The sequence below is a fragment of the Thermogemmatispora sp. genome (genome assembly GCF_019683635.1).
Lineage (GTDB): Bacteria > Chloroflexota > Ktedonobacteria > Ktedonobacterales > Ktedonobacteraceae > Thermogemmatispora.
Window position 1 is genome coordinate 1 of sequence record NZ_JADGIA010000081.1, and the last position, 21,034, is coordinate 21,034.

General features: G+C 58.7%; 21 protein-coding genes and 1 pseudogene. 13 read left to right on the plus strand and 9 right to left on the minus strand.

The window, feature by feature from the left end; all coding sequences use genetic code 11:
- Positions 1-471: 471 nt before the first annotated feature.
- The 12 genes from IRZ31_RS10810 to IRZ31_RS10865 all read left to right on the plus strand — a co-directional run bounded on the left by IRZ31_RS10810 (position 472) and on the right by IRZ31_RS10865 (position 12,585).
- Entirely contained in the window at positions 472-3,954 is a 3,483-nt protein-coding gene (locus IRZ31_RS10810; RefSeq protein WP_297153278.1) for a BTAD domain-containing putative transcriptional regulator, read from the plus strand.
- 364 nt (positions 3,955-4,318) lie between these two features.
- Positions 4,319-4,777 carry a hypothetical protein gene (locus tag IRZ31_RS10815; protein WP_297153280.1) on the plus strand — a complete coding sequence of 153 codons (459 nt, stop codon included), beginning with the start codon at positions 4,319-4,321 and terminating at the stop codon, positions 4,775-4,777.
- Positions 4,778-4,810: 33 nt separating this feature from the next.
- Positions 4,811-5,263, plus strand: coding sequence for a hypothetical protein (locus IRZ31_RS10820; RefSeq protein ID WP_297153282.1), 453 nt, complete (start codon positions 4,811-4,813; stop codon positions 5,261-5,263).
- A gap of 46 nt (positions 5,264-5,309) precedes the next feature.
- Positions 5,310-5,774: a hypothetical protein gene (locus tag IRZ31_RS10825; protein WP_297153284.1), complete on the plus strand. Its 465-nt coding sequence runs from the start codon at positions 5,310-5,312 to the stop codon at positions 5,772-5,774.
- A 127-nt stretch (positions 5,775-5,901) separates the two neighbouring features.
- Positions 5,902-6,378, plus strand: a complete 477-nt coding sequence (locus IRZ31_RS10830; RefSeq protein ID WP_297153286.1) for a hypothetical protein — start codon at positions 5,902-5,904, stop codon at positions 6,376-6,378.
- A gap of 229 nt (positions 6,379-6,607) precedes the next feature.
- Entirely contained in the window at positions 6,608-7,648 is a 1,041-nt protein-coding gene (locus IRZ31_RS10835) for a radical SAM/SPASM domain-containing protein (RefSeq protein ID WP_297153288.1), read from the plus strand.
- On the plus strand, positions 7,645-8,556 hold the full coding sequence (locus IRZ31_RS10840; protein WP_297153290.1) for an ABC transporter ATP-binding protein: 912 nt from the start codon (positions 7,645-7,647) through the stop codon (positions 8,554-8,556). Before IRZ31_RS10835 ends, IRZ31_RS10840 begins: the two co-directional genes overlap by 4 nt.
- Positions 8,549-9,421 (plus strand): hypothetical protein, encoded by an 873-nt coding sequence (locus tag IRZ31_RS10845; protein WP_112425960.1) that lies wholly within the window; start codon positions 8,549-8,551, stop codon positions 9,419-9,421. The genes IRZ31_RS10840 and IRZ31_RS10845 overlap by 8 nt, the downstream gene beginning before the upstream one ends.
- Before the next feature lie 282 nt (positions 9,422-9,703).
- Complete coding sequence (locus tag IRZ31_RS10850) at positions 9,704-9,937, plus strand: PLD nuclease N-terminal domain-containing protein (RefSeq protein ID WP_112433932.1); 234 nt, start codon at positions 9,704-9,706, stop codon at positions 9,935-9,937.
- Between the two features lies 1 nt (position 9,938).
- Positions 9,939-10,904 carry an ABC transporter ATP-binding protein gene (locus IRZ31_RS10855; RefSeq protein ID WP_297153296.1) on the plus strand — a complete coding sequence of 322 codons (966 nt, stop codon included), beginning with the start codon at positions 9,939-9,941 and terminating at the stop codon, positions 10,902-10,904.
- Complete coding sequence (locus tag IRZ31_RS10860) at positions 10,901-11,677, plus strand: ABC transporter permease subunit (protein WP_297153298.1); 777 nt, start codon at positions 10,901-10,903, stop codon at positions 11,675-11,677. Before IRZ31_RS10855 ends, IRZ31_RS10860 begins: the two co-directional genes overlap by 4 nt.
- Positions 11,678-11,973: 296 nt before the next feature.
- Positions 11,974-12,585 carry a hypothetical protein gene (locus IRZ31_RS10865; protein WP_297153300.1) on the plus strand — a complete coding sequence of 204 codons (612 nt, stop codon included), beginning with the start codon at positions 11,974-11,976 and terminating at the stop codon, positions 12,583-12,585.
- 159 nt (positions 12,586-12,744) lie between these two features.
- Here IRZ31_RS10865 and IRZ31_RS10870 read toward each other — a convergent pair whose 3' ends face one another.
- The 3 genes from IRZ31_RS10870 to IRZ31_RS10880 form a co-directional block, all read right to left on the minus strand.
- Positions 12,745-13,398, minus strand: coding sequence for an alpha-amylase family glycosyl hydrolase (locus tag IRZ31_RS10870; protein ID WP_297153302.1), 654 nt, complete (start codon positions 13,396-13,398; stop codon positions 12,745-12,747).
- Positions 13,380-13,829 (minus strand): hypothetical protein, encoded by a 450-nt coding sequence (locus tag IRZ31_RS10875; protein WP_297153304.1) that lies wholly within the window; start codon positions 13,827-13,829, stop codon positions 13,380-13,382. The genes IRZ31_RS10870 and IRZ31_RS10875 overlap by 19 nt, the downstream gene beginning before the upstream one ends.
- A 233-nt stretch (positions 13,830-14,062) precedes the next feature.
- Positions 14,063-14,353 carry a MarR family transcriptional regulator gene (locus IRZ31_RS10880; RefSeq protein ID WP_297153306.1) on the minus strand — a complete coding sequence of 97 codons (291 nt, stop codon included), beginning with the start codon at positions 14,351-14,353 and terminating at the stop codon, positions 14,063-14,065.
- Between the two features lie 219 nt (positions 14,354-14,572).
- Here IRZ31_RS10880 and IRZ31_RS10885 point away from each other — a divergent pair, with 219 nt between their 5' ends.
- Positions 14,573-14,965, plus strand: coding sequence for a hypothetical protein (locus tag IRZ31_RS10885; protein ID WP_297153308.1), 393 nt, complete (start codon positions 14,573-14,575; stop codon positions 14,963-14,965).
- A 29-nt stretch (positions 14,966-14,994) separates the two neighbouring features.
- On the opposite strand, the gene IRZ31_RS10890 is transcribed toward IRZ31_RS10885, so the two are convergent.
- The 6 genes and pseudogenes from IRZ31_RS10890 to IRZ31_RS10915 form a co-directional block, all read right to left on the minus strand.
- On the minus strand, positions 14,995-15,123 hold the full coding sequence (locus IRZ31_RS10890; RefSeq protein ID WP_297153310.1) for a hypothetical protein: 129 nt from the start codon (positions 15,121-15,123) through the stop codon (positions 14,995-14,997).
- A gap of 1 nt (position 15,124) precedes the next feature.
- Entirely contained in the window at positions 15,125-15,319 is a 195-nt protein-coding gene (locus tag IRZ31_RS10895; RefSeq protein WP_297153312.1) for a hypothetical protein, read from the minus strand.
- A 45-nt stretch (positions 15,320-15,364) separates the two neighbouring features.
- Positions 15,365-16,234, minus strand: a pseudogene (locus IRZ31_RS10900) (AMP-binding protein).
- 450 nt (positions 16,235-16,684) lie between these two features.
- Positions 16,685-17,371, minus strand: a complete 687-nt coding sequence (locus IRZ31_RS10905) for a response regulator transcription factor (protein ID WP_297153314.1) — start codon at positions 17,369-17,371, stop codon at positions 16,685-16,687.
- Positions 17,372-17,388: 17 nt separating this feature from the next.
- A complete protein-coding gene (locus IRZ31_RS10910; RefSeq protein ID WP_297153316.1) occupies positions 17,389-17,607 on the minus strand; it encodes an Os1348 family NHLP clan protein in 219 nt (72 codons plus the stop codon).
- A gap of 323 nt (positions 17,608-17,930) precedes the next feature.
- Positions 17,931-21,034 (minus strand): BTAD domain-containing putative transcriptional regulator (locus IRZ31_RS10915; RefSeq protein ID WP_297153318.1); only part of this gene is annotated, 3,104 nt, incomplete at its 5' end.

A 21,034-nucleotide genomic window follows, 5' to 3' on the forward strand; every position in this document is an offset into this window, starting at 1 on the left:
TTTTGTTCCTGGCCCACTCCCCACTGCCTATTGGGATGGTGGGGTGCTTCCCCGCCTGGCCTCTGCCAGACCGGGAAGCACCCCACGTCTGGCTGACGACCCGTCCTTCAGGAGTCCCCAACTGTTGTTCCGACAAACAACATCCTCACCCTTTACAAGCGCCCTGCCTCTCCCAGCCATCCCTCCCCTACCAGTTTCATCACCATGGGATGCAGCGCTTCTGCCATTGGGAGCAAAAATATGGTCTAAGCCGGAGTGCAAGATGACAGGTAGCAGGAATGGAACCACTGACGGGAGCAAGTACCAAGTTTCGTGCTTTCTGGGCCTCAGCCTCACTATTGCTATCCTCAGCGGACAGGGCTAGACAGGACATGTTTTTGCGCCAGGCTTCGCCGCTCTAGCCCTTGCAGACACAGAAGAAGGAGGAAAACTATGCAGGAGAGAGACCTCCAGAAAAAGATATCTGCGCCTATGCTGCCCGCTAGAATTCTCCATCGCCAGCGTTTAGTGACTTACCTGGAAGAAGCCGTAGGGCGGGTACAGAAGAGAGATGGCACCCAAGCTCACTATCAACTGGTGTCGCTGTGGGCCCCCGCCGGTTATGGAAAGACAACTCTCCTGGCTGATTTTGCCCGCTCCACCTCGTTACCCTGCTGCTGGTATTTCCTGAATCAAGAAGATAGTAATTGCGCCATTTTTATTCACACTCTGCTAAAGAGCTTGCAGAGTCTGTTCCCCTCTCTGAGTGAGCTGGAACCCCTCTTGACGAATCTGCTGTGCGAGCAGGCGACTGCGCCGGCTAAGATCTACCAGCCAGCCCTTGACGCTCTCAGTCAGGCCCTGACAGAGGTAGCCAGACAGGATTTTGCTATTTTCCTGTGTAACTATGGAGCAGCCAATGCCCATGCCTCCCTCACACAGCTCCTTCACTACCTGCTCAAGAGATTACCATCTTCAGCCACGCTCGTGATAGAGAGCCGTACTGCCCTGGACCCCTCATTTGCTCCGCTCTTTGCCCAGCGGCAGATCTGCGCCGTAAACAAAGCGCTGCTGCGCTTCACCGCCCGGGAGATCGTCGAGCTGGCCCGCTTGCAGGGCCTGAGCAGACTATCTGAAGAGGAAGCTGAACAGCTCGCACGCGACTTTGATGGCTGGATTACTGGCATACTCCTGGCAACTCGTTTGGGAGAGCAGGCTGCCCCTGACCCCGGCGAGATCGGCATACCTGAGCAGACGAAGCCATTGTATCAGCAGAGAATCATTGCTGAACAGAGGCGTGCTCATCTCACTTCATATCTGATAAATGATGTTTTATCTCACGAGCCAGAAATAAAAAGCTTTATACAATTAGCATGTATATTCCAAGAAATGCACCCAGAGATATGTGATGCTCTCCTGGAAACGGACAAAGCCAGGGAATGGCTGACCTCTATGGAGCAGCAGGGGTTATTCGTCACCTCGCATCTGGATCACGGCCAGCGCTTCTATACCTGTCTCCCTGTAGTTCGTAGCCTTTTCCAGGAGCAGTTCAGACAAAGTGATCCAGAGCGCTTCTATGCCCTCCACTGGCGTGCTGCCCGGCTATGGCAGGACAGAAAGAATTACGAGCAAGCCATGTATCACGCTCTGGAAGCGCAAGCCTATGAGCTGGCAGGAGAGATTCTGTTCACCTATGCCAGATTGCAGCTCCAGCAAGGACAGATTGATGGCATCATACGCTGGCTCAACGCGCTTCCCGCCAGCCTGTTGGAACAGCATCCCCAGCTGCTGACAATACGAGCATATGTCCTGTTAGAGGAGGGTCAGCACCGGGAGGCTCTCCCCCTTCTTGAGAGGGCCATAACGCTTCTATCCGGAGCTGAGCACACACTTGCATCGTCTAAAAAAGCCACTTTTCTGGCTGAAATCCATCTTTTGCGCAGCAAAGCCTTGTTTCAAGAGGGAGAGTACGCTCAAGCTTTGCAGCTCTGTCAGCAGGTACTGCTGCATTTGCCTGAGCACGAAGACGAGTTGCGGGCTGCAGCGGAGATGCGCCTGGGGATCTGTGCCTGCCTCCAGGGAGATGTAGCTACCGGCATCACTTATCTTCAGCAGGCGCTGCGGACCTGGAGTCACCAGCCATCGCTCAACCTGGCCATTGCAGTCCATAGCGCGCTGGCTAACACCTACTATCTCGTCAACAAACTTGATCTGGCCGAGCACCATCTCCTTTGCGCGATCAGCTATGGCGAGCAAGCGCGCAATATACGGGGCATTATCAACAATCGTATTTTGCAGGGACTGATCCTGGGGAGGCGGGGAGCACTCGCGGAGGCGGAAGCTGTCCTGCAACAGGCCCTGGTCATGGCGCGTGCTACACCAGGCTATCACCGAGGGGAAGCCTATGCGCTTGGGAATCTTGGCTCGCTGGCACTGCTGCAGGGGCACAGCCGGCAGGCACTCGCTTATTGTCAGGAGGCGTTGGTGTTAGCCTGCCAGTATGGCAATCGGAGCTTGTGTAACTCCATCTACTCGACCATGGCCCTGGCCTACCTGTTCCTGGGAGATCAAACCAGCGCGCGGCATTTTGTGGAAGCGATCAGGGTAGGGGAAAGAACTAACGCACAAGCTGGCTACGAGTGGTCCTGGAGCAGACTGACCGCGGGCCTGGTCTATCTCTATCAGGGCTGCTACGAGCAGGCCTATACCAGTCTGGCAGAAACCCTAGCTCTTCTACGCAAGGCGGACCTGCGGCAAGAACAATTGCTGGCCACGCTGCGTCTGGCCGCCTGCCAGTTAGCACGTCAACACGTCGGCGAAGCCGTAGAGCTGCTAGAGGAGGTGGGAAGGCTCCTTGAGGAGGGTGAGACTGACAAACTACTGGTGTTGGGGGAGATGGAGCGGCTGGCAGAGCTGCGTACGCTGATCGAGCGCGAGCCAGAGCTGGAGCACCTGCGAACATTGCTAGCGCTAGAGAAGGCCCCTGAACAGAATGCCTCGGCCACACAGGGAGGAGTCAGCGGAGGAAGCGTCGAGGAGCCGAGAGCCAGATTAAAGATCCTGGCCTTTGGTGAACCAATGGTGCTGGTTGATGATCAACCTATCAAGAACTGGCGCCGCATGAGTGCTATGGAATTGTTCTTTTTTCTCCTGAATAGTGACCAGCCTCTGAGCAGAGAGCAAGTGATTGCAGCGCTCTGGCCCGAGGATTGCGAGCAAGTCGATAAAGCCTTCCATATGGCCCTCTACTACCTGCGTAAGGCACTAGGTAAGACATGCGTTGTTTTTAGCATCGATGGCTACAGCCTCAACCTGGCGACCTGCTATGGAGGAAGCATCTGGTATGACGTCAAAGAGTTTCAAGGGAGATGGTCAGAGGCCAGACAGGCCCTGGCGCGAGGAGAGGAGGAAAACGCTCAGCAAGCATTACTCAGAATGGTCGAACTCTACCGGGGTGACTATGGAAGACCGTTCTATAGCGACTGGTGCCGTCAGCGACGGGACGAGCTGCGCACTACCTATCTGGAGGCCCTGGGCCAGCTAGCGCAGATCGCCTGGAATCATCAAGACATGGAGGCATGCATGTCTTACTGGCGTAAGGCCTTGGCTGTGGATAACTGCATGGAGGAGGCACACTACGGCATCATGCTGTGCTATATGGCACAGGGCAAGCGCAGTGCCGCGCTACGCCAGTATCAACTCTGCAAAAAGATTCTGCAGCAGGAGTTGTGCGTAGAGCCTGGATCATTGTTACAAGAGCTGTACCGGAGACTCAGCAGCACCGCCGAATCTGCCCAGATGAGACAGATGGCACCAGGCAAATTAAGCGGCTTCTCTGGTTTCCTCCAGAGCCAGGCAGGGGATAACACTGACAAGGTATCCATACACAGGACGCCTGCGCAGGCGGAGAGGAAGTTGGAGAGAGAATGGAGAGAGGAGGAGCAGTATGCTTCTAAAAGAGGGAAGGGACAGTGAGAAATAGGGGAGGGCTGCATACCGCAGACTAAGATCCTATGCCTGATAGGAGAAAGAGTATGCTGACGAGCAATGGAGACCCGGTCTGGCCTTAAGTTCTCACGGAGCTTCTGTACCTGCTGCGGCCATAGCTTATGAGCTGGTCCCTGGCAGTGAAGGTCTTCTAGGTCCAAGGAACAATAGCAGGTAAAACACCTGGATCGCTCAGAAAATCTGCCGTGAAAAGATTCTGCTGGTGAGAGGCAGTGTCATACTCCGCGTGAAGATTAGCCTGTTCCAGGGTCATACTCAGCTCGATGGACTGATGCAGCTTCTACGAGCGATGAAGCGTTGTATCACAGATTTTAAGGCCCAAGGAGGTCACTTGAGGAAGGCGATCGAAGCACGGAAGGTGCTGGATGAGCGGAAGACCGGTACTGCCATCCTCTCGGCTCAGCAATTGCGCTGGCGTGAGAGCGTGGCCTTCGACACGGACCTGACTGTGTCGTTTGACCCCATGCAGCTCTATGAGTTTAACACCCGGCTGTGGAGCGATCCGGCCCGGCTGACGGCGCTGCAGGAGCGACCGGATGAGCTGCTGGAAGCCTTCGGACTGGCCAAGGCCGCGGCCTTGCTGCCCGAGAACAAGGTGCTGGAGAACCGCCAGCTCACCGCTGAGGAGCTGGCCGCCATGCGCCAGATCATGGCTGCCGCCAGCCAGCAGGAGCTGTTCCTTCAAGCTCAAAAGGCGCTGGGAACGGCCCTCAAGGATGACGGCTATGGTCTGCCACTCCTTGTAAGTCCAACAATTATCGCAGTCATTATGATCACCCTGCTGTGGTGAGATCCTCTTAAAAGAGAAAAAGGAGGCTGTTCAATGGACGCGACAGAAGCACGGAAAGTTCTGGATGAGCGGAAGACCGGTACTGCTATCCTCTCGGCTCAGCAGTTGCGCTGGCGCGAGAGCGTGGCCTTCGACACGGACCTGACCGTGTCGTTTGAACCCGCGCAGCTCTATGAGTTCAACGCCCGGCTGTGGAGCGATCCGGCCCGGCTGACGGCGCTGCAGGAGCGACCAGATGAGCTGCTGGAAGCCTTCGGGCTGGCCAAGGCCGCGGCCTTGCTGCCCGAGAACAAGGTGCTGGAGAACCGCCAGCTCACCACTGAGGAGCTGGCCGTCATGCGCCAGATCATGGGAATCGCTAACGAGCGGGGCCTGCTCTCCCAGGAGGCACTGGAGGGAATGCTCAACCAGGATGGCTATGGTCTGCCAGCAGTTGCAGTGCTGGTTCTCCTCCTGGTTGTAGTCGTGTGCATCTGTGTGGCCTGAGCATGCTAGCCCAGCAGCCTGACTTTCAATCGTGGAGAGGACTGACATGCTAAACGCGATAGAAGTACGGAAAGCTCTGGATGAGCGGAAGACCGGTACTGCCATCCTCTCGGCTCAGCAATTGCGCTGGCGTGAGAGCGTGGCCTTCGACACGGACCTGACTGTGTCGTTTGACCCCATGCAGCTCTATGAGTTTAACACCCGGCTGTGGAGCGATCCGGCCCGGCTGACGGCGCTGCAGGAGCGACCGGATGAGCTGCTGGAAGCCTTCGGACTGGCCAAGGCCGCGGCCTTGCTGCCCGAGAACAAGGTGCTGGAGAACCGTCAGCTCACCGCTGAGGAGCTGGCCGCCATGCGCCAGATCCTGCTGACTGCCGGTGAGCGGGGCCTGCTCTCCCAGGAAGCGCTGGAGCTGGCCCTCAATGATGAGGGCTACGGCTTGCCTGCAGTTGCCGCTCTCGCTTTGGCAGTAGCCGTTGCTGTTTATCTCTGGGTGTATCTCTGGGGATAGGCTCCACCCCTACAAGTCAGGGACCGGTACAGTGCTGGTTGCCTGCCCGGTCCCTTTTGTGAAGTGACCTGCTGCGGTGTTGGGATCATACCCACGGGATAGACCCCGAAAGGAGCCAACTGTTTCGATGGACGCGACAGAAGCACGGAAAGTTCTGGATGAGCGGAAGACCGGTACTGCTATCCTCTCGGCTCGGCAATTGCGCTGGCGCGAGAGCGTGGCCTTCGACACGGACCTGACCGTGTCGTTTGAACCCGCGCAGCTCTATGAGTTCAACGCCCGGCTGTGGAGCGATCCGGCCCGGCTGACGGCGCTGCAGGAGCGACCGGATGAGCTGCTGGAAGCCTTCGGACTGGCCAAGGCCGCGGCCTTGCTGCCCGAGAACAAGGTGCTGGAGAACCGTCAGCTCACCGCTGAGGAGCTGGCCGCCATGCGCCAGATCCTGCTGGCTGCCAGTGAGCAGGGCCTGCTCTCCCAGGAAGCGCTGGAGCTGGCCCTCAATGATGAGGGCTACGGCTTGCCTGCAGTTGCAGTTGTGTGCGTTGCGGTCACTGTTGTTACTTGTATGTCTCTGTTTATTTTTTTGTGGCTCACAGGAGCATAGGGGTTGGCATTGCCCTGTGAGCTTACCTCCGGATGAAAACTCGATCTTGGGCCAACTGGGCGTATACGAGTGGTTGATGCAGTAGTAAGGACTATACTCAGTCACTCGTGCAAAAGAGTCTGGCGGGACAGTACATTTGCCTTGTGCGCATCCATCGGGAATTGAGGGAGGACAGTTCTCACTGACCTTCTGGGTTCAGGGTGATCGACCTCGTCTGAAGGAGGGAAGCATGCTTCCAAGTCTTTTTTCGATATTTCTAGACTACAAGTGTAATTTCTGGTGTGGCCACTGCAGCGTAGGAAGCAGCCCTCGCACAGTCATGCCCATGCCGCGAGAGCTTCTCCTCAAGATTATGACCGAGCTTCGGGAAGTGCCAACGGCCAAGGTAGTCGTTTTTACTGGCGGTGAGGCGACGTTGCGCAAGCAGCTCTTGCTCGAGGGGATCTCTCTTGCCAAAGCAGGTGGCTATGTTACGCGTGTGGTCAGCAATGGTGGATGGGCGACGACGCCAGAGCGTGCCCGCGCGATGGTTCGGGACCTCAAAAGCGCCGGTCTGGACGAGCTGAATACCAGCTATGACGATTTTCATGCTCCTTTTGCATCGATAGAATGCATTGTCAATCTGGTGCGAGCTGGTCTGGAAGAGGGGCTGCGGATTGGCCTGGGGGTGATCGTGGACAAGAACGCTACCTGGGATGCGGCAGCCGTGCGACATGCCCTCAGCGAAGGGCTAGGGATGGAGATCGCCGAGATCGAAAAACGGGTGGCTATCCTGGAGGACTATCCAACCCCTACTGGCTCAGGGGAACAGTTGGATGTGAACGGCCTGGATGCGGGAGACAAGCTCAACATGGGCTGTCCAGAAGTGCTCAAGACTGTCTCTCTGCACCCGAATGGTATGGTCAAGGCTTGCTGTGGGCATGCGATGTTCTACGCTCAGGATTTGACGCTGGGCAATCTGAATGAAGAGCGCCTGATTGATATTCTGACGCGGAGTCAGCAGAATCTCGTCTACTGGTGGCTTCATATGTTAGGTCCGAAGCGCATTCTTGATAAGCTCGGCGTAGAAGGGACCTACACCAGCATCTGTCATGCCTGTCAGGCGCTGCTTGCTGACCATCGGCAGGCGATGCTGGAGTACTTGAAGGCCCACCGTGATGAGGTGCTCCTGCAGGATGTCGTGCTCGGCGATAGCCTGAAGCGCATTTCGACGATTGTCCTCAAGCGAAAAGAAGAGATTCTTGCTCAAATGAGAAGGCTGGAGTCATGAGCACCATTACATTAGAATCCGTCACGGCTGGCTATGGCCAGTCGCTTGTCCTCCACGAGATTAATCTGGCCTTCGATTCAGGTTTTCATGTGATCCTGGGAAGCAATGGAGCGGGCAAGACAACACTGTTCCGTGTCGGGGTGGGTATTCTCCCACCCCGCGCAGGCATAGTTTCTGTCCTGGGGTATGAACCGCATCGAGACAGTGAGGTCAAGCGTCTGATCGGCTACCTCCCGCATCGTCCTTCCCTCTCGGCAGCGCTCAGCGTGCGAGATAACCTGGAATTCTGGGGGCAAGTACTCCGGCTTCCTTCGGCCCAGCGGCGGTCACGGATGGACCAGGTAATCGCTGATTTGGAACTGAGCGATCTCCTATCCAAGCCAGCAGCTTCCTTGAGTAGAGGCCAGGCGCAGCGGGTAGCTATTGCTCGAGCTCTGCTCGGCGCTCCACAGGTGCTCTTTCTGGACGAGCCGACGACGGGTCTCGATCCATTGGCTGCCCGTTCCTTGCGCGAGCTCCTCAAGGGGTTGGCTCGGGCGGACAAAACGATCATCTATTCAACACATAACCTCTATGAGGCAGCCGAGCTGGCAGATGATGTGACCTTGATCGCGGCTGGTCGGGTAGTAGATCGTGGTTCTGTAGAAGCGCTGCACCAGCGTCATGCTCGTGCACAGCGCGTCTGTCTGACAGTCGAGGGAGATCCGCGAACGATTCTGAGTGGCCTGGGGTATGAAGCGGTACCAGACAGGGAGCAGTGGATTGTAGATCTTTCGGACCGGGCGGAGCGCAGTCGCATCGTGGCAGCGCTGGTGCAGGCGGGACTCCCTGTCCTTGAGGTACGAGAGTTGGGCAGTCCTCTTGAGGCAGTCTATGAAGACCTGGAGAGCGGAGGTCAACGTGTCTGAGTTAGAAGAGCACGAGGCTTTCTCTGACGACGATGCCGATCTTCTGGAGGCATCCAGTGGCCTGGATCGGGCGCTGCAGCTTACCGGGGCCTTATTATGGCGTGGGCGGCGCGAGCAGGGCGTGCGCTTGCTGGTGATCCCTCTCGCATTTGCTCTCTTTTTCCTCCTGCTTTGCCTGGTGACTCTGTATTTCCCCGGGCTGCTGACACCACTTTCACGTTTCGCTATTCAGGCACAGGCTCAGGCCTACTTTGGGGCCACGGTGCGTGGCAATGCGGGGTTGGCTATGGCTTTGCTCCTCATTCAGGGGCCCTATCTCATTGCCCTGTTCGCGGCCTTCATGGGTGCGACCCTGGCTCAAAACCTCGTTGGAACTGAGGCCGCCCGTGGTGGGCTAGAGCTGCTGCTGAGTTCCGCCTATCGCGTGCAAGAAGTCTTTGTGGCCTTCCTTCTAGCTTCCTTTGTCTTGACCATCTGCCAGTGGGCGATTCTTGCCCTGGGAACGCTCGGCGCTGCGGCGACTGTTCTGGCACTGCTTCGAATCGCTTTCACACTGCAGGCCCGCTATATTGCCCTTGCCGTTGCCGTGCCATTGCCTATTGCCCTATGGGCAAACCTGGGGGCCCTCTTTCTGGGTATGGCCTTTCCGCGATTGACCCAGATCCGTACTGGCAGCACCACCAACTTGATGCAATTGCTCGCCGCACTGCCAGCCCTGGCGCTGCTGATTCTGATTAACATCCGCCCGGATCTCAATGCCGGGTTAATTGCAGCAATTGCCCTGGGAGTAGGTCTTGCTGGATCTATCGTCAGTGCCGTGCTACTGCGGCTCCGCTTTCGACCGGAGTTCGTGCTTGAGACCTGATTGCGCAAGGCGATGGAGCAGGAAGCGACTGCTCCCGGCTCGTGCCACAACGAGAGAGAGCATCGTGGCTCCTCCCATACTCTCGCACGGTCTCGCGCTGGGTGCTGGGGCTCCTCTGAGGAGCTGTTTGAGAGGCACCTGGCCGGAACAACCGCGATGCTCTCTGTAGACTGGCTCCAGAAGTGAGATGAGATGTTCCGCTGTCCTGCCTGGCAAGGTGATATGGACCCACGGACAGCGAAAACTTGCAGCTATGGAGAATTTGAGAAAGGGGAAGAAACAATGCTGTTACCGCTGTCAAGTCTGCTGACCCATACGCAAAGCACGGCCCCTGTCGGCTTGCTATGGCCCCTCCTGGCTTTAGATCTCATTCTGATTGTGATCGCGCTGGTGGACCTGATCCGGCGCGATCCGCGCACCGTGCGTGGCAAGAAGATTATCTGGGCTCTGATCATCCTTTTCATCAGTACCCTCGGCCCTATCTGCTACTTTGTCCTGGGTCGTAAGGAGGTCTAAGATGGCCGCTCCTGGCGAGGCGATCATCCGGTGTGAAGGTCTGCGCAAGACCTATGGATCGGTTGAAGCTCTCAAAGGGTTAAATTTGACGGTTTATCCTCACAGTATCTTTGGCCTCCTCGGCCCCAATGGCGCTGGTAAGAGTACTACCATCAAGCTGCTCACGCGCCAGATCAGGCCCACCAGCGGTCAGGCCTGGGTGGCTGGAGCGTCAATCACTAGCGCGAAAGCCGATGTGCGAGCTCGCATTGGCTATCTCAGTGAGCAGCCTGCTCTCTACACGTGGATGAGTGGCCAGGAATTCCTGGATTTTACTGGCGAACTGTTTGGGTTGAGCGCCAGTGACCGACGGCGCCGACGAGATGAGTTGCTTGAGCTGGTCGGCCTGACCGCTGCTGCCAGGCGCAGAATTGGCAGCTACTCCAATGGGATGCGCCAGCGCCTGGGCATCGCTCAAGCGTTAGTGAACCGCCCAGAGGTGCTTTTTCTGGATGAACCTGTGTCTGCACTGGACCCGATTGGTCGCAAAGAGATCCTGGAGCTTTTTCAACGGCTCAAAGGTGAAGCCACTGTTTTCTTCTCCTCGCACGTGCTGGCCGACGTCGATCGCATCTGTGACGCTGTGGCAGTCCTCAATCACGGCGAGCTGCTCGTGCAGGCATCGATTACTGAACTGAAGGAGCGCTACGCTCCGCCAATGATCTCGGTTGAGCTGGAATGTGCGGCTGAAGATCTCCAACGTCTGCTGGCCCGGGAACCCTGGGTCCAGCACATCACTGTCAGTGGAAGCAGAGCGACTCTCCTGGTGAGAGACCTGGCAACCGCTAAACGCGCTTTGCCAGCCCTGCTGGTCAACACTGGTCTGCCGCTGCTGCGCTATGAGGTAACGCAGCCCACACTTGAAGATGTGTTCCTTCGCCTTGTGGAGAAAGAAGGCAACCTGTCAGGAACGGGGGAGGAAGCATGAAGCTCTACACCTTCTGGCCCATGCTCAAGAAAGAATTTCGTGAACAGAACCGGACCTATCGTTTAGTGATCTCTGTCATCGTTTTTCTCTCGCTGGGAATCTCAGCCCCGATTATCACCTGGCTGACTCCTGACCTTCTGAAAAACCTGGGGAACGGCGCCACGATTATTCTGCCGCCGCAGACTGCCACTGATGCGCTCAACACCTATTTGAAGAACATGGTACAACTGCCGGCCCTGGTCCTCATCTTGCTGGCTATGGGGACCATCGCCGATGAGCGCAGCCGGGGAACGGCAGTGACGATCTTGACGAAGCCTGTCCCACGTAGCATCTTCGTGCTGGCAAAGTTCCTGGCCTATGAAAGCACACTCATCATTAGCCTGATACTCGCTGCCTCTGGGGCATACTATTACACGAGCCAGCTCTTTCGTCCGCTTCCTGTTGGGTCCTTTGTGATACTGAACATCGGGCTGCTGGCCTTCTTGACATTAACCCTGGCCCTGACGATCCTGTGCAGCGCGTTGGTACGCAACAGCATTGCTGCCGGGGGGATGGCGTTCGTTGGCTTCCTTGTCCTCGTGGTAGTGCCCAATCTCAACGCCTCGATCAGCAGGGTTTTGCCGTCGGTGCTCTTCCGTCCCGAGCGCGTGGCACAACTTGCAGCCGGCACTGCCCCGCTGGGTGAGACGCTCTGGCCACTGCTCGTCGGCCTCGGCCTGGCTGGCCTCCTTGTTGCGCTCACCTGCCTGGTGTATCACTACCAGGAGATCTGAACGTTGACTGGCCTCAACAAGCAAAAGCCTGTTGGCGGGAAGACAGTGCCATCATCATAGCTTCACTCCTTCACTGCGTTCTCTAACAAACAAAAGAACCAGCGCCTCAGGCAACGGTGGCTGCCATGCTGCATTAGCGTGAAATAGCCTGATCAGGCAAGAGCAGGCGATGAGATCAGGAGCAGACACATGCTCAGATGGGGCCTGCTACGTTCTGGCGCTCTTCGGCAGCGGACGGGTGTGTGACGACTGGCGTGTTCCAATCGACTCGATAGGAATAGATCCAGTCGGACGCTTTGGGGCTGGCGAACACGAACAGCTTCAAAAAGATGGGCATGGTCAGATCCCGGAACCATACTGCCAGGGAGAGGTCTGACCTGATGTTTGCCTCGATCGCCGTTCACACCCATTTGATACATCTTGGTGGCGCGCTCCCGGCGCAGGTACTCATAGGTGGTAAAGGCCTGCTCCAGATCAGGAACATCGCGCAGACATTGGCCAGGACCGCAGCATTCTCCAGAGCCATCGATGCGCCCTGTCCAGAACTGGGCGAGATGGCAATCAGGAGATTACCGCTGGTGCCATCCTGGAAGGTCACCCCCCACGCCCTGGCCCGTCACTTCAATGTGCTGAAGCCGCTTGCCGCGTGTGATCTTGATCCCCTGGCGCTCGGCCCCCTCCCAGATGATCCTGACCAGGGAAGCACGCTTCAGAAAGATACTCTTGAATCCACCTCCTGCTACGGCAGCCTCCCCCAGTCGCTTGTTCTTTCCGGTCAAGATCATCGCATGTCTCACCGCAGACCTTTCCGCCAGGAGCGCGTGACCGAGTCCAAGCTCTTTGAGCACAGCCAGGCCGTTGCTCACCAGGATCAACGAGAAGCCTCAGGCTGCTCCCTCGCCTCGTAGACCTCCGACTCAAGACCTGTACTTTTGAGAAACAGGGCCAGAGCAGCTCCGCCGATCTCGGCTCCGATGATTAACGCCTTTTTAGCATGGCTCTGTATCATTGATCTCCTTGATGCTGATATTTTCTCTATATTTCTCGATAATCAATCGCCTTATCTTTCACAATTCAAGCTCTTCCTCAGTCTCGCTTCCGAGCAAAGCAAGCTCCGGACGACTTATTTTCCACAGCCGCCTTCCCTCGCTCATCTCCGTCAGCGTTTCATCGTTGATCTCTGGAATAAGTCGGCGTACAAAGGCGAGTTTCGTTTCGAGCAGGGCCAGGGTATACCGGTCCTCTGTGAGGCCGATGGCGTGATCGAGGCGGAAGCCGTCGATCCCGTACTCGCGCAGCCAGTGCAGGGCACCGGCGATGATATGGCGGCGGGCGCCTCCGCTCTCAGAGCGCAGCGAGAGGAGACCGGGCACAGCGTCCAGAAAGGTGCCGTGGCGATCCGGCCAGCGTCCGAAGTAGAACCAGTCGTGTAACGGGGCCTGGCGGTCCGTCTGTGCGGCCAGAAAGGCCGGATGGTGCCAGGAGAGGTGAGCCGACACAAAGTCGAGCAGAACGCGCATGCCGCGGGCATGAGCTTCGTCACCCAGGGCTTTCAGGTCGGCGCCGCTGCCCAGGCGGGGATCAACGGTGAAGTAGTCGAGCGCGTCGTAGCGGTGATAGCTTTCGGCCAGCTGTAGGGGCGAGAGCCAGAGACAGGTCACACCCAGTTCGGCCAGATAGGGCAGAGCAGCGCGTACGCCGTTCAGCGTGCCGCCATGCAAGGCCTGTGGTTCGCTCTCCTCCGGGAAGTGGCCGTCGTCAGCATCGCTGCGGAAGCGATCCAGGAAAATCTGATAGATGATCGCCTCGCTTGCCCAGACGGGCAGAGACGGCTGCTGCTCCCCGCGACGATATAGGCGAAGGTGGTAAAGGCACGTTCGCCCGAGAAGTGGAAGGCAAAGCCCTGGCCATCCTGCGCCCACACCTCCGGCTCAGCGGTTGCGGGGGAGCCGGGATGAGCGAGCCAGCCAGCGATGCGATAGCGCACCGGCATCCCGGCGGGCTGGCCGGGGATGCGTGCCAGCCAGTGGGTGATGTAGCCGGCGTGCGGATCCCAGCTTACGCGGGCGCGCTCCATCGCTACGGCCTGCGACGAGCGGTCGGGACGACTGCCGTCGACGGTGTAGAAGAGCACGGCGCGTTCGATGGGCATCTCTTCGCCGCTGGCCGCCCAGACCTCAACCGGCTCCCCGGGAATGGGTGCCAGGGGCAGGATGTGTTGTCGTGGCGAAACTGTGTCCGTTGAGCTGTCCGGCGGATGATCACCTCAGTGAACGGGAGATCACCGGGCACCGAGGCCATCCTGGCGGTGTCCAGCGGCTTGAGCAGTTCATCCGTGGCCGGCTCAAAGATGTCTGGCATGATCGTTTCCCTACAGGCAGAAGACTAGCTGTTGTCCGACTCACGCAAGCTCGCTTCGATTTCTGCGCTCACTACGTTGCGTAAGCGCTTCAGCATGGCGATCAGCTGCCGCTCCTCTTCGCGGTTCAGTACGCTGAAGCGGCGGCGAATGGCCTGTTCAATGGTAGCCTGGGCCTCGCGGCGCCTGGCCACTCCCGCCGCCGTCAGGGTGACGCGCTGCGAGCGGCGATCTGTGGGATCGGGGCTACGGGCGAGCAGACCCTCGCTCTCTAGATAATCTACCAGGCGTGTGACCGTGCTCCGTTCGCAGAGCACAGGTGTTCCTCATTAGAGCACGGGCAGGGCGACGCAAGGCGACGCAACCCGGCAGACGAGGCCAGACCGTAGGGTCCTGACCAACGCTGAGCGGCCTGAATTGCCCGTAGGATCGGTAGCGACTGCCATTGACAACCAGGCATAGCTGTTTTATACCATTGGTGCGTGGAGCACCGACCATTGCTTGCCACGCCAAAGAAATCAGGAGATCCGTCCCCTATGAGTCCACGTGAGAAAGTACTTTATCACCAGATCCACCCGCTGAAACTGCTGACAGATATCAGCGCCGAGGTTATCTCTATCTACTACTGCTGGCAGCGGCGCCTGCTGAGCGGCCTGCTGATCGCCGTGCTGCCATCGGCTGTGGCCTCTTTCCTGATCATGCGCCTGGTCGACCTGGAACCGTACCGACGCTCTGCAGCAGGGGCCTACCTGAAACGCCATATGACGCCAACGGCGGTCGCCATGCGCATGCTCGGCACCTGCGTGACGCACCTGGGAGCCTGGCTCCGCTGGCCAACGCTGATGGGCTCGGGCTATGGTCTCATCCTCTTCGCCTGGTTCCATGGTCTGCTGCCGGGGCGAAGCAAAAGCAGCGGGCGTGATAAATGACGCTCTTGTGGGTGTGATAAATCACGCCCCTACGTTTGAGGGTACGTTTGGGGGGCAATATAGCGCGCACGCAACTCGGCCTTGAGCACCTTGCCCATAGCGTTGCGCGGCAGCGCCTCCGCAAAAACCACGCGCCGCGGAATCTTAAAGCGCGCCAACTTAGTCCGCGCAAAAAGCCAGCACCTCCTCAGCACTCAGCGCACCGGGCAGGCGCGGGACCACCACGGCCACCCCCACCTCACCCCAGCGCTCATCGGGTTGCGCAATCACCGCCGCCTCGGCGATCCCCGGATGCAGCAGTAAAACCCGCTCTACCTCGACGGGATAGACGTTCTCGCCGCCCGAAATGAACATGTCCTTCTTGCGTCCAACGATATAACGATATAGTAGTAGCCTTCCTCATCGCAGCACGCCAGATCGCCCGTATGCCACCAGCCGCCGCGCGCCGCCTTCCGCCGTCTCCGCCGCGCGCCGCCAGTAGCCCGAACAGACGTGTGGTCCCGCCAGCACCAGCTCGCCCACCTCGCCCGGCGCCACATCCCGATCCTGCTCATCGACAATGCGTGTCCGCGAATGAAAAACTGGACGGCCCACCGACCCCGCCTTGCGCAGGGCATCCTCCGGCGCCAGACTGAAGCAGTTGACCCCCACCTCCGTCAAACCATAGCCCTGGCGCAACAGCAGCCCCCGCTCTCCATAGCGGCGCATCACCGGCAGCGGACACGAGGAGCTACCGGTCACACAGAAGCGCACTGAAGAGAGATCGCTCGTCTCAAAAGCGGGATGCTCCATCAGCAGCTGAAAGACCGTCGGCACGGCGAAGATCACCGTACAGCGTTCGCGCTCAATGGCCCTCAGAATCAGCGCCGGATCCGAGGAGCGCAGCAGTACGACCATGCCGCCACAATGGTAGAGCGGCGTCGTCAGCACGTTGAGCCCGCCAGCATGAAAGAACGGGGCGAAGGTCGGCGTGATGTCGCTCTCCCGCAGCCCTCAGCTGATTTGCATGTTGATGGCGTTCCAGGTGAGCATGCGATGCGAAAGCAACGCCCCCTTGGGCACGCCCGTAGTGCCGGATGTGTAGAGAATCAGCACCGGCTCCTCGCTATCGCCGCTCTCGAAGGGCCGCGCCCGCGCCGCCAGCGCGGCATCTCCTGCCGGGAACGCGGAGAAGGAGCAGAGCGCCGGCCCGCTCCCCCCACGCTCCTGCAGCATGGCGGTCACCGCCCGCGCTTTCTCCGCCTCTGCCTCATCGTGCAGCAACAACAAGGGCTCGCAGTCGGTCCACCTGCGACGCTGGCGCTATCCAGATCCGCTGCTTCTCCCGGAGCGTCATCCTCGGCCAGCCCACGGAGCCGGTCCGTATATACGCCTGACATTCTCGGCCTAAGAAACGGCCTTGCCGCCCTGGTGGCCATCGCGCGGGCCGTGGGAGGCGGCAGCATCGAGAGCCTTGCGCCACTCCTGGATATCCTCGACCTGCTGGCACGCGCCCCCAGAGCTACGAAGTCGTCTTCACTTCAAGGCTGCTCTCCAATCAGCAAGATCCGGCCTTCGCTGCACGGATGGAGGAGATGCGCCGCGAGATGCTCGCTGGCAGTCTGCCCCAAGGCAGGAATGTCTATCTGACAACCAGTCACTGGCTCAACAGTAGAACATCAGGCTTCCAGGGCCAACTCGTCCGATCCGCCTGGCTGCGAGCTGGCCCGTTCCCTGGCCCTACCCACCGCTTTCCAGGTGCTCCAGACAGTCCAAACTCCCCTTATCTTCGAGGAGTCCGTGCTGCCAGGCCCAACTGACCGCCATGGTCCGCGTGTGCACCTGTAGCTTGCTATAGAGACCAGAGATGTAGTTTTTAACCGTTCCTTGGGACAAACAGAGCTTGGCAGCAATATATCGATTGCTATAACCAAGTGCCATTAAATTCAAGATTTGCAGCTCTCTCTGGTTTAGATTGAGAGACGAACGCACCAGGGCCTGAATCGCGTTTCTGTTGAGCAGTTTTTTACTGACCCCCGGACTCCACCATTGCTCGCCGTGAGCAGCAACCGCATGGACGGCCTCCACGACCAGCGCGGGGTCCTCGGCCTTTAGTAAACAGCCATCAACCCCGCTGGTTACGACGCGCGTCAAGTAGACCTCATCGTCGTAGCGGCTCAGGGCCAGCACGCGTAGAGTCTCCTGCTGCTTACGCAGCGTTTCAACAACATCCAGACCGGAGAGGCGGGGGAGCTGCAAATCCAGAATCAGGACCTCGGGCCTCAGTTCGCAGGTCAGGCGGAGCGCCTCCTCGGCCCACCTGGCTTCACCAAGCACCTCGATCATCTCGTCCCTCTCAAGAAGGTAACGCATACCCGCGCGGTAGATCGGCTGCCCTTCCGCCAGCAGCACGCGAATATGAACCATCTCTGGCACGCTCCTTTTCACTGTATCGTTTCATCCGGCCCAAAGTCCTCCATTAAACGCTGACAGAACTGCAGGAACGGCAACGAGGCATAGGAGCAGATCGCTTCCAACTCTTCTGGGGTCAGCTCAAACTCATAGGCCTCCAGGGTCGCCCTGGGATCACGCTGCAGTTGCTGTCGAAAGTTCTGATCAATGGAAGCCAGGCCTAGAATACGATTGATCATCTTCCAGGACATGGGTACCTATCCCCGTGTAGAAGCCTGGCTCTGCCTGATCTCAGGCCAGATAGGTTCCCCAACAGCAGCGGAAGCCAGCAAGGAGAGGAGCGCGCGCGTAGCGTACAGATGCAGAGATTCCAGGCGAGCGCCGGGCAAGCGCCAGGATGTCATCGTGACCTGTGTTTCCCTGAGAGCGACAATCAGAACGCTATCCATGCTTTCCTCCTGGACAGAGAAGAGGTGACAGGCAGATCCTCACATCTGCCACGGCAGAGAGCATACCCTCGACCTGCTCTGCACACACTCCGCACTGCACTCTGCAGCCGCCCTGCGCCTGTCAATCAGGTGCTCGTCAGGCGCTGATAGAGCACTTGCAGAGCCTGGCCCGGCTGAACACCAAGTTCCTCCTGCAGAGTGCGCTGGCAGGTCTGATACTGACGCAGCGCCGCGCCTCGTTTACCCTGGCGCAGATAGCAACGGATGAGACCGTAGTGAGCCTCCTCCAGACAGCTATCGAGAAGCAGCATCCGGCGCCAGTATTCAGCACTCTCACCCCAGGCCCCCTCACGCCAGGCGATCTGTGCCAGTTGACGACAGGCCTCCAGATAGATCGTCCGCAGCTCATCACGCCGCCGCGTACACCACTCTCGATAGAAAGGGCGCCCATAGTCGCCCCTATAGAGCTGAATCATCTCGCGAAAAGCCGCCTTCGCCCGATCCGGTTGACCCTCAGCCAGGGCCGACTCGGCGACGAGGCGCTGGTCCTCAAACAACTGCACGTCATACCAGACCTGATCTCCATAGCCAGCGGCAAGATTGAGAGTGTACCCCGCCGGCGTAAAGAGAATGCAGGCCTCCCCCAGGATTTTACGCAGGTAGTAGAGCGTATTATGAAAGGTACGAGCGGTGCACTCATCATACTCCGGCCAGAGAGCTGTCAGGAGCGTCTCCTTACTGACCGGATAGCGAGCATCCAGCAGGAAAAAGAAGAGTTCCATACCACGAGCCATGCGCCAGTGCTTGATGGGCTGGCCATTGAGCAGGACCACTGGTTCCCCGAAGGCGTAGATGGTGAGGCTGGGAAGCACGCTCTCTCGCGAGATCACGACCGCAGTTGAGGGCGAACGGTCAGGCGTCTGGAGGTCAGTGGGCAACGCGACTTGTGTCTGATGAGAGGATACGAGGAAGGCCTGCAGTGCGGCAAAGCGCGGGTGTTTGCCCAGCTCTGGCATGAGGGTACGCAGGAGGCGCCACTCCTGTTGCACCAGGTGGGCAAAGGTGGGCTGGGCGTGCAGGATCGAGACGACCTCGGCCAGGGCGTGCTCCGCCCGCTCAGGTTGACGCTGCAAATGATAACAAACAGCCAGGCGCAGCTTCGCCAGGAGACTGGCCCGCGGCAGATGCGTACGATACAGCGCGGCCTCGATGCCTCGCAGGCAGGTCGCTGCCTCAGCGTAGCGCCCCTGAGCGAGGAAAATCAAGCCGATGGTGAGGTCGCGCCAGGCCCGCTCATAGCCAACCGTTCTCTCATCAGCGGTCTCGACCTCCATTTGCTCCGCTATCAGCAGCGCACTGGTGGGATCATGGAGGAAAAGGTAGCTCAGAGCCAGATTGGCGCGCGCAGCATTAACGACGCTGCGCGTGCCAAAGGTGCACGCCAGAGTGAGGCCCTCCTGCGCATAGGCCAGCGCCCGGGCATAGTTGCCCTGTTCGACTGCGATCCCTGCCAGATTCACCAGCGCGTAGGCCTCACCGTGGTGTGGGTAGGGAGAGGAGCGCGCCAGGGAGAGCACTTCCAAAAAGATCGCCTCAGCCTCTGCAATCTGGCCCTCATCCTGAGCAATGAGACCCTGAAGAATGCGGGCGCTGATCTTGCTGGGCGTATCCTGGAGTTGCTCGCAGGCATTCAGCATGGCCGTCAAATGATGCCGGGCAAGTACCAGATTACTCAGAAGATAATAGGTGTTGGCAAGCGCACTGTGGATCTCAATACTTTGAGTGGGGGGAGGCTGCTGAGGCCAGAGCTGTAGGGCCTGCTGCAGATGCATGACACCGCCCGTCAGATCCCCCTGCAGCGTATGACAGATGCCCAGCCGCATCTGAGCTGAGGCGCGCAGATGCCGCTCCTGCTCTGGCAGATAGAGCAGGGCTTTCTGGCAGAGTAGCTGGGCCTGCCGGTAGTCTCCCACCTGAAAAAGGGCTTTAGCGCGCAGAATGGCGCAGGTAGCCTCCAGCAACGCGGTGTCCGGCCCCTGAGAGATCGCCAGCAAGGCCTCTGCACGGTCCAGCAGAGGCAGGGCCGTTGTCCTCTGGCCATAGTCCAGAGCAATCGTGGCTTGTAAGAGCAGTAGACGCGGATGATGTTCTTTGGACGCTTCGGGCAGCATGTTGATCCAGCGAATCAAGGTTTCACGCTGCCCCGAGGAGAGCAGGTTCTCCGCAGTGGCCAGGATGAAGGAAACTGCCAGGTCATAGGACTCACTTTCGAGGGCGTGGTACATCGCCTCTTCATCTTCGTGGCGGGCGTGCCAGAGTTCCGCGGCCCGGCGATGAAGCAGGCGAAAACGCTCCGGCTCCTGGTGACGGAGCTGCTCGGAGAGGAGTTCACGGATGACCGGATGAATCGTATAGAAGAGGCCCATGCCACTCGCATGGGAGAAGAGGAAGAGGCCCTGACGCTCCAGATGAGCCAGCCTCTCGTGTGCATCGGTAATGTCGAGCAGAGCGTTGCAGAACGAGGGATACACATGATGCAGCAGAGAGATCGATTGCAGGAAGCTCTGCGTCTGAGCAGCGTGTTTCAGCACCTCATTGACCAGATAAGTGAGCAGGATGGTCCGCTTCTGTGTCGCCAGTGCAGTGGAGGAGCCTCGTTTCTCGTCCGCGGCAGAGGAGCGGGACAGAAGCAGACGCATTCGGGCGTCGCCGATGCGCGTGCCCAGCAAGATGCCAGCGATCCAGCCATCAAAAGAGGCGGCCAGAGAGGCCGCCTCTTCCTCACTGAGAGGAGGCAACCCTTGCAGGGCGGCCAGTTCAGCGATCTCTTCAGCTGAGAAGCGCAGGGCTTCGTGATCTAGGCCGTAGATAGCCTCGCGGATGATCAGAGCTGGAAAGGAGAGATCGGGCAGCGACCGGCTCTCGATGATCAGCGTTGCCTGCGGGGGAAAACGCCTGAGCAGCTCATTGACCAGAGCATTCACGGTCTCACTCTCATTGACCTCCTCGTAGTTGCAGAGCAGCAGCAGGAACGGCCCTTTGACCTCCGTGGCCAGGGCCGTACACAACATCGTCAGCGCCGAGGTGTAAAGCGTTGTCGCCGAAGCGGTCTCTGCAGACAGAATTGAACGAAAGAGGGCATCTAGTGAAGCCCCAAAAGCAGGAAAGGTCTGGCGTAGACTGGCCAGCAGCGTCCGCAAAAATACCACGGGATCGAGATCCGATCGTT

What these genes read in the sequence shown, in the direction of transcription:
- IRZ31_RS10830 (WP_297153286.1), top strand. Translation starts at nt 5,902, where the DNA reads ATGGACGCGACAGAAGCACGGAAAGTTCTGGATGAGCGGAAGACCGGT.
- IRZ31_RS10820 (WP_297153282.1), top strand. Translation starts at nt 4,811, where the DNA reads ATGGACGCGACAGAAGCACGGAAAGTTCTGGATGAGCGGAAGACCGGT.
- IRZ31_RS10895 (WP_297153312.1), bottom strand. Translation starts at nt 15,319, where the DNA reads ATGTTCATTTCGGGCGGCGAGAACGTCTATCCCGTCGAGGTAGAGCGG.
- IRZ31_RS10855 (WP_297153296.1), top strand. Translation starts at nt 9,939, where the DNA reads ATGGCCGCTCCTGGCGAGGCGATCATCCGGTGTGAAGGTCTGCGCAAG.
- IRZ31_RS10910 (WP_297153316.1), bottom strand. Translation starts at nt 17,607, where the DNA reads ATGTCCTGGAAGATGATCAATCGTATTCTAGGCCTGGCTTCCATTGAT.
- IRZ31_RS10825 (WP_297153284.1), top strand. Translation starts at nt 5,310, where the DNA reads ATGCTAAACGCGATAGAAGTACGGAAAGCTCTGGATGAGCGGAAGACC.
- IRZ31_RS10810 (WP_297153278.1), top strand. Translation starts at nt 472, where the DNA reads ATGCTGCCCGCTAGAATTCTCCATCGCCAGCGTTTAGTGACTTACCTG.
- IRZ31_RS10875 (WP_297153304.1), bottom strand. Translation starts at nt 13,829, where the DNA reads ATGCCCATCGAACGCGCCGTGCTCTTCTACACCGTCGACGGCAGTCGT.
- IRZ31_RS10850 (WP_112433932.1), top strand. Translation starts at nt 9,704, where the DNA reads ATGCTGTTACCGCTGTCAAGTCTGCTGACCCATACGCAAAGCACGGCC.
- IRZ31_RS10835 (WP_297153288.1), top strand. Translation starts at nt 6,608, where the DNA reads ATGCTTCCAAGTCTTTTTTCGATATTTCTAGACTACAAGTGTAATTTC.
- IRZ31_RS10860 (WP_297153298.1), top strand. Translation starts at nt 10,901, where the DNA reads ATGAAGCTCTACACCTTCTGGCCCATGCTCAAGAAAGAATTTCGTGAA.
- IRZ31_RS10905 (WP_297153314.1), bottom strand. Translation starts at nt 17,371, where the DNA reads ATGGTTCATATTCGCGTGCTGCTGGCGGAAGGGCAGCCGATCTACCGC.
- IRZ31_RS10840 (WP_297153290.1), top strand. Translation starts at nt 7,645, where the DNA reads ATGAGCACCATTACATTAGAATCCGTCACGGCTGGCTATGGCCAGTCG.
- IRZ31_RS10885 (WP_297153308.1), top strand. Translation starts at nt 14,573, where the DNA reads ATGAGTCCACGTGAGAAAGTACTTTATCACCAGATCCACCCGCTGAAA.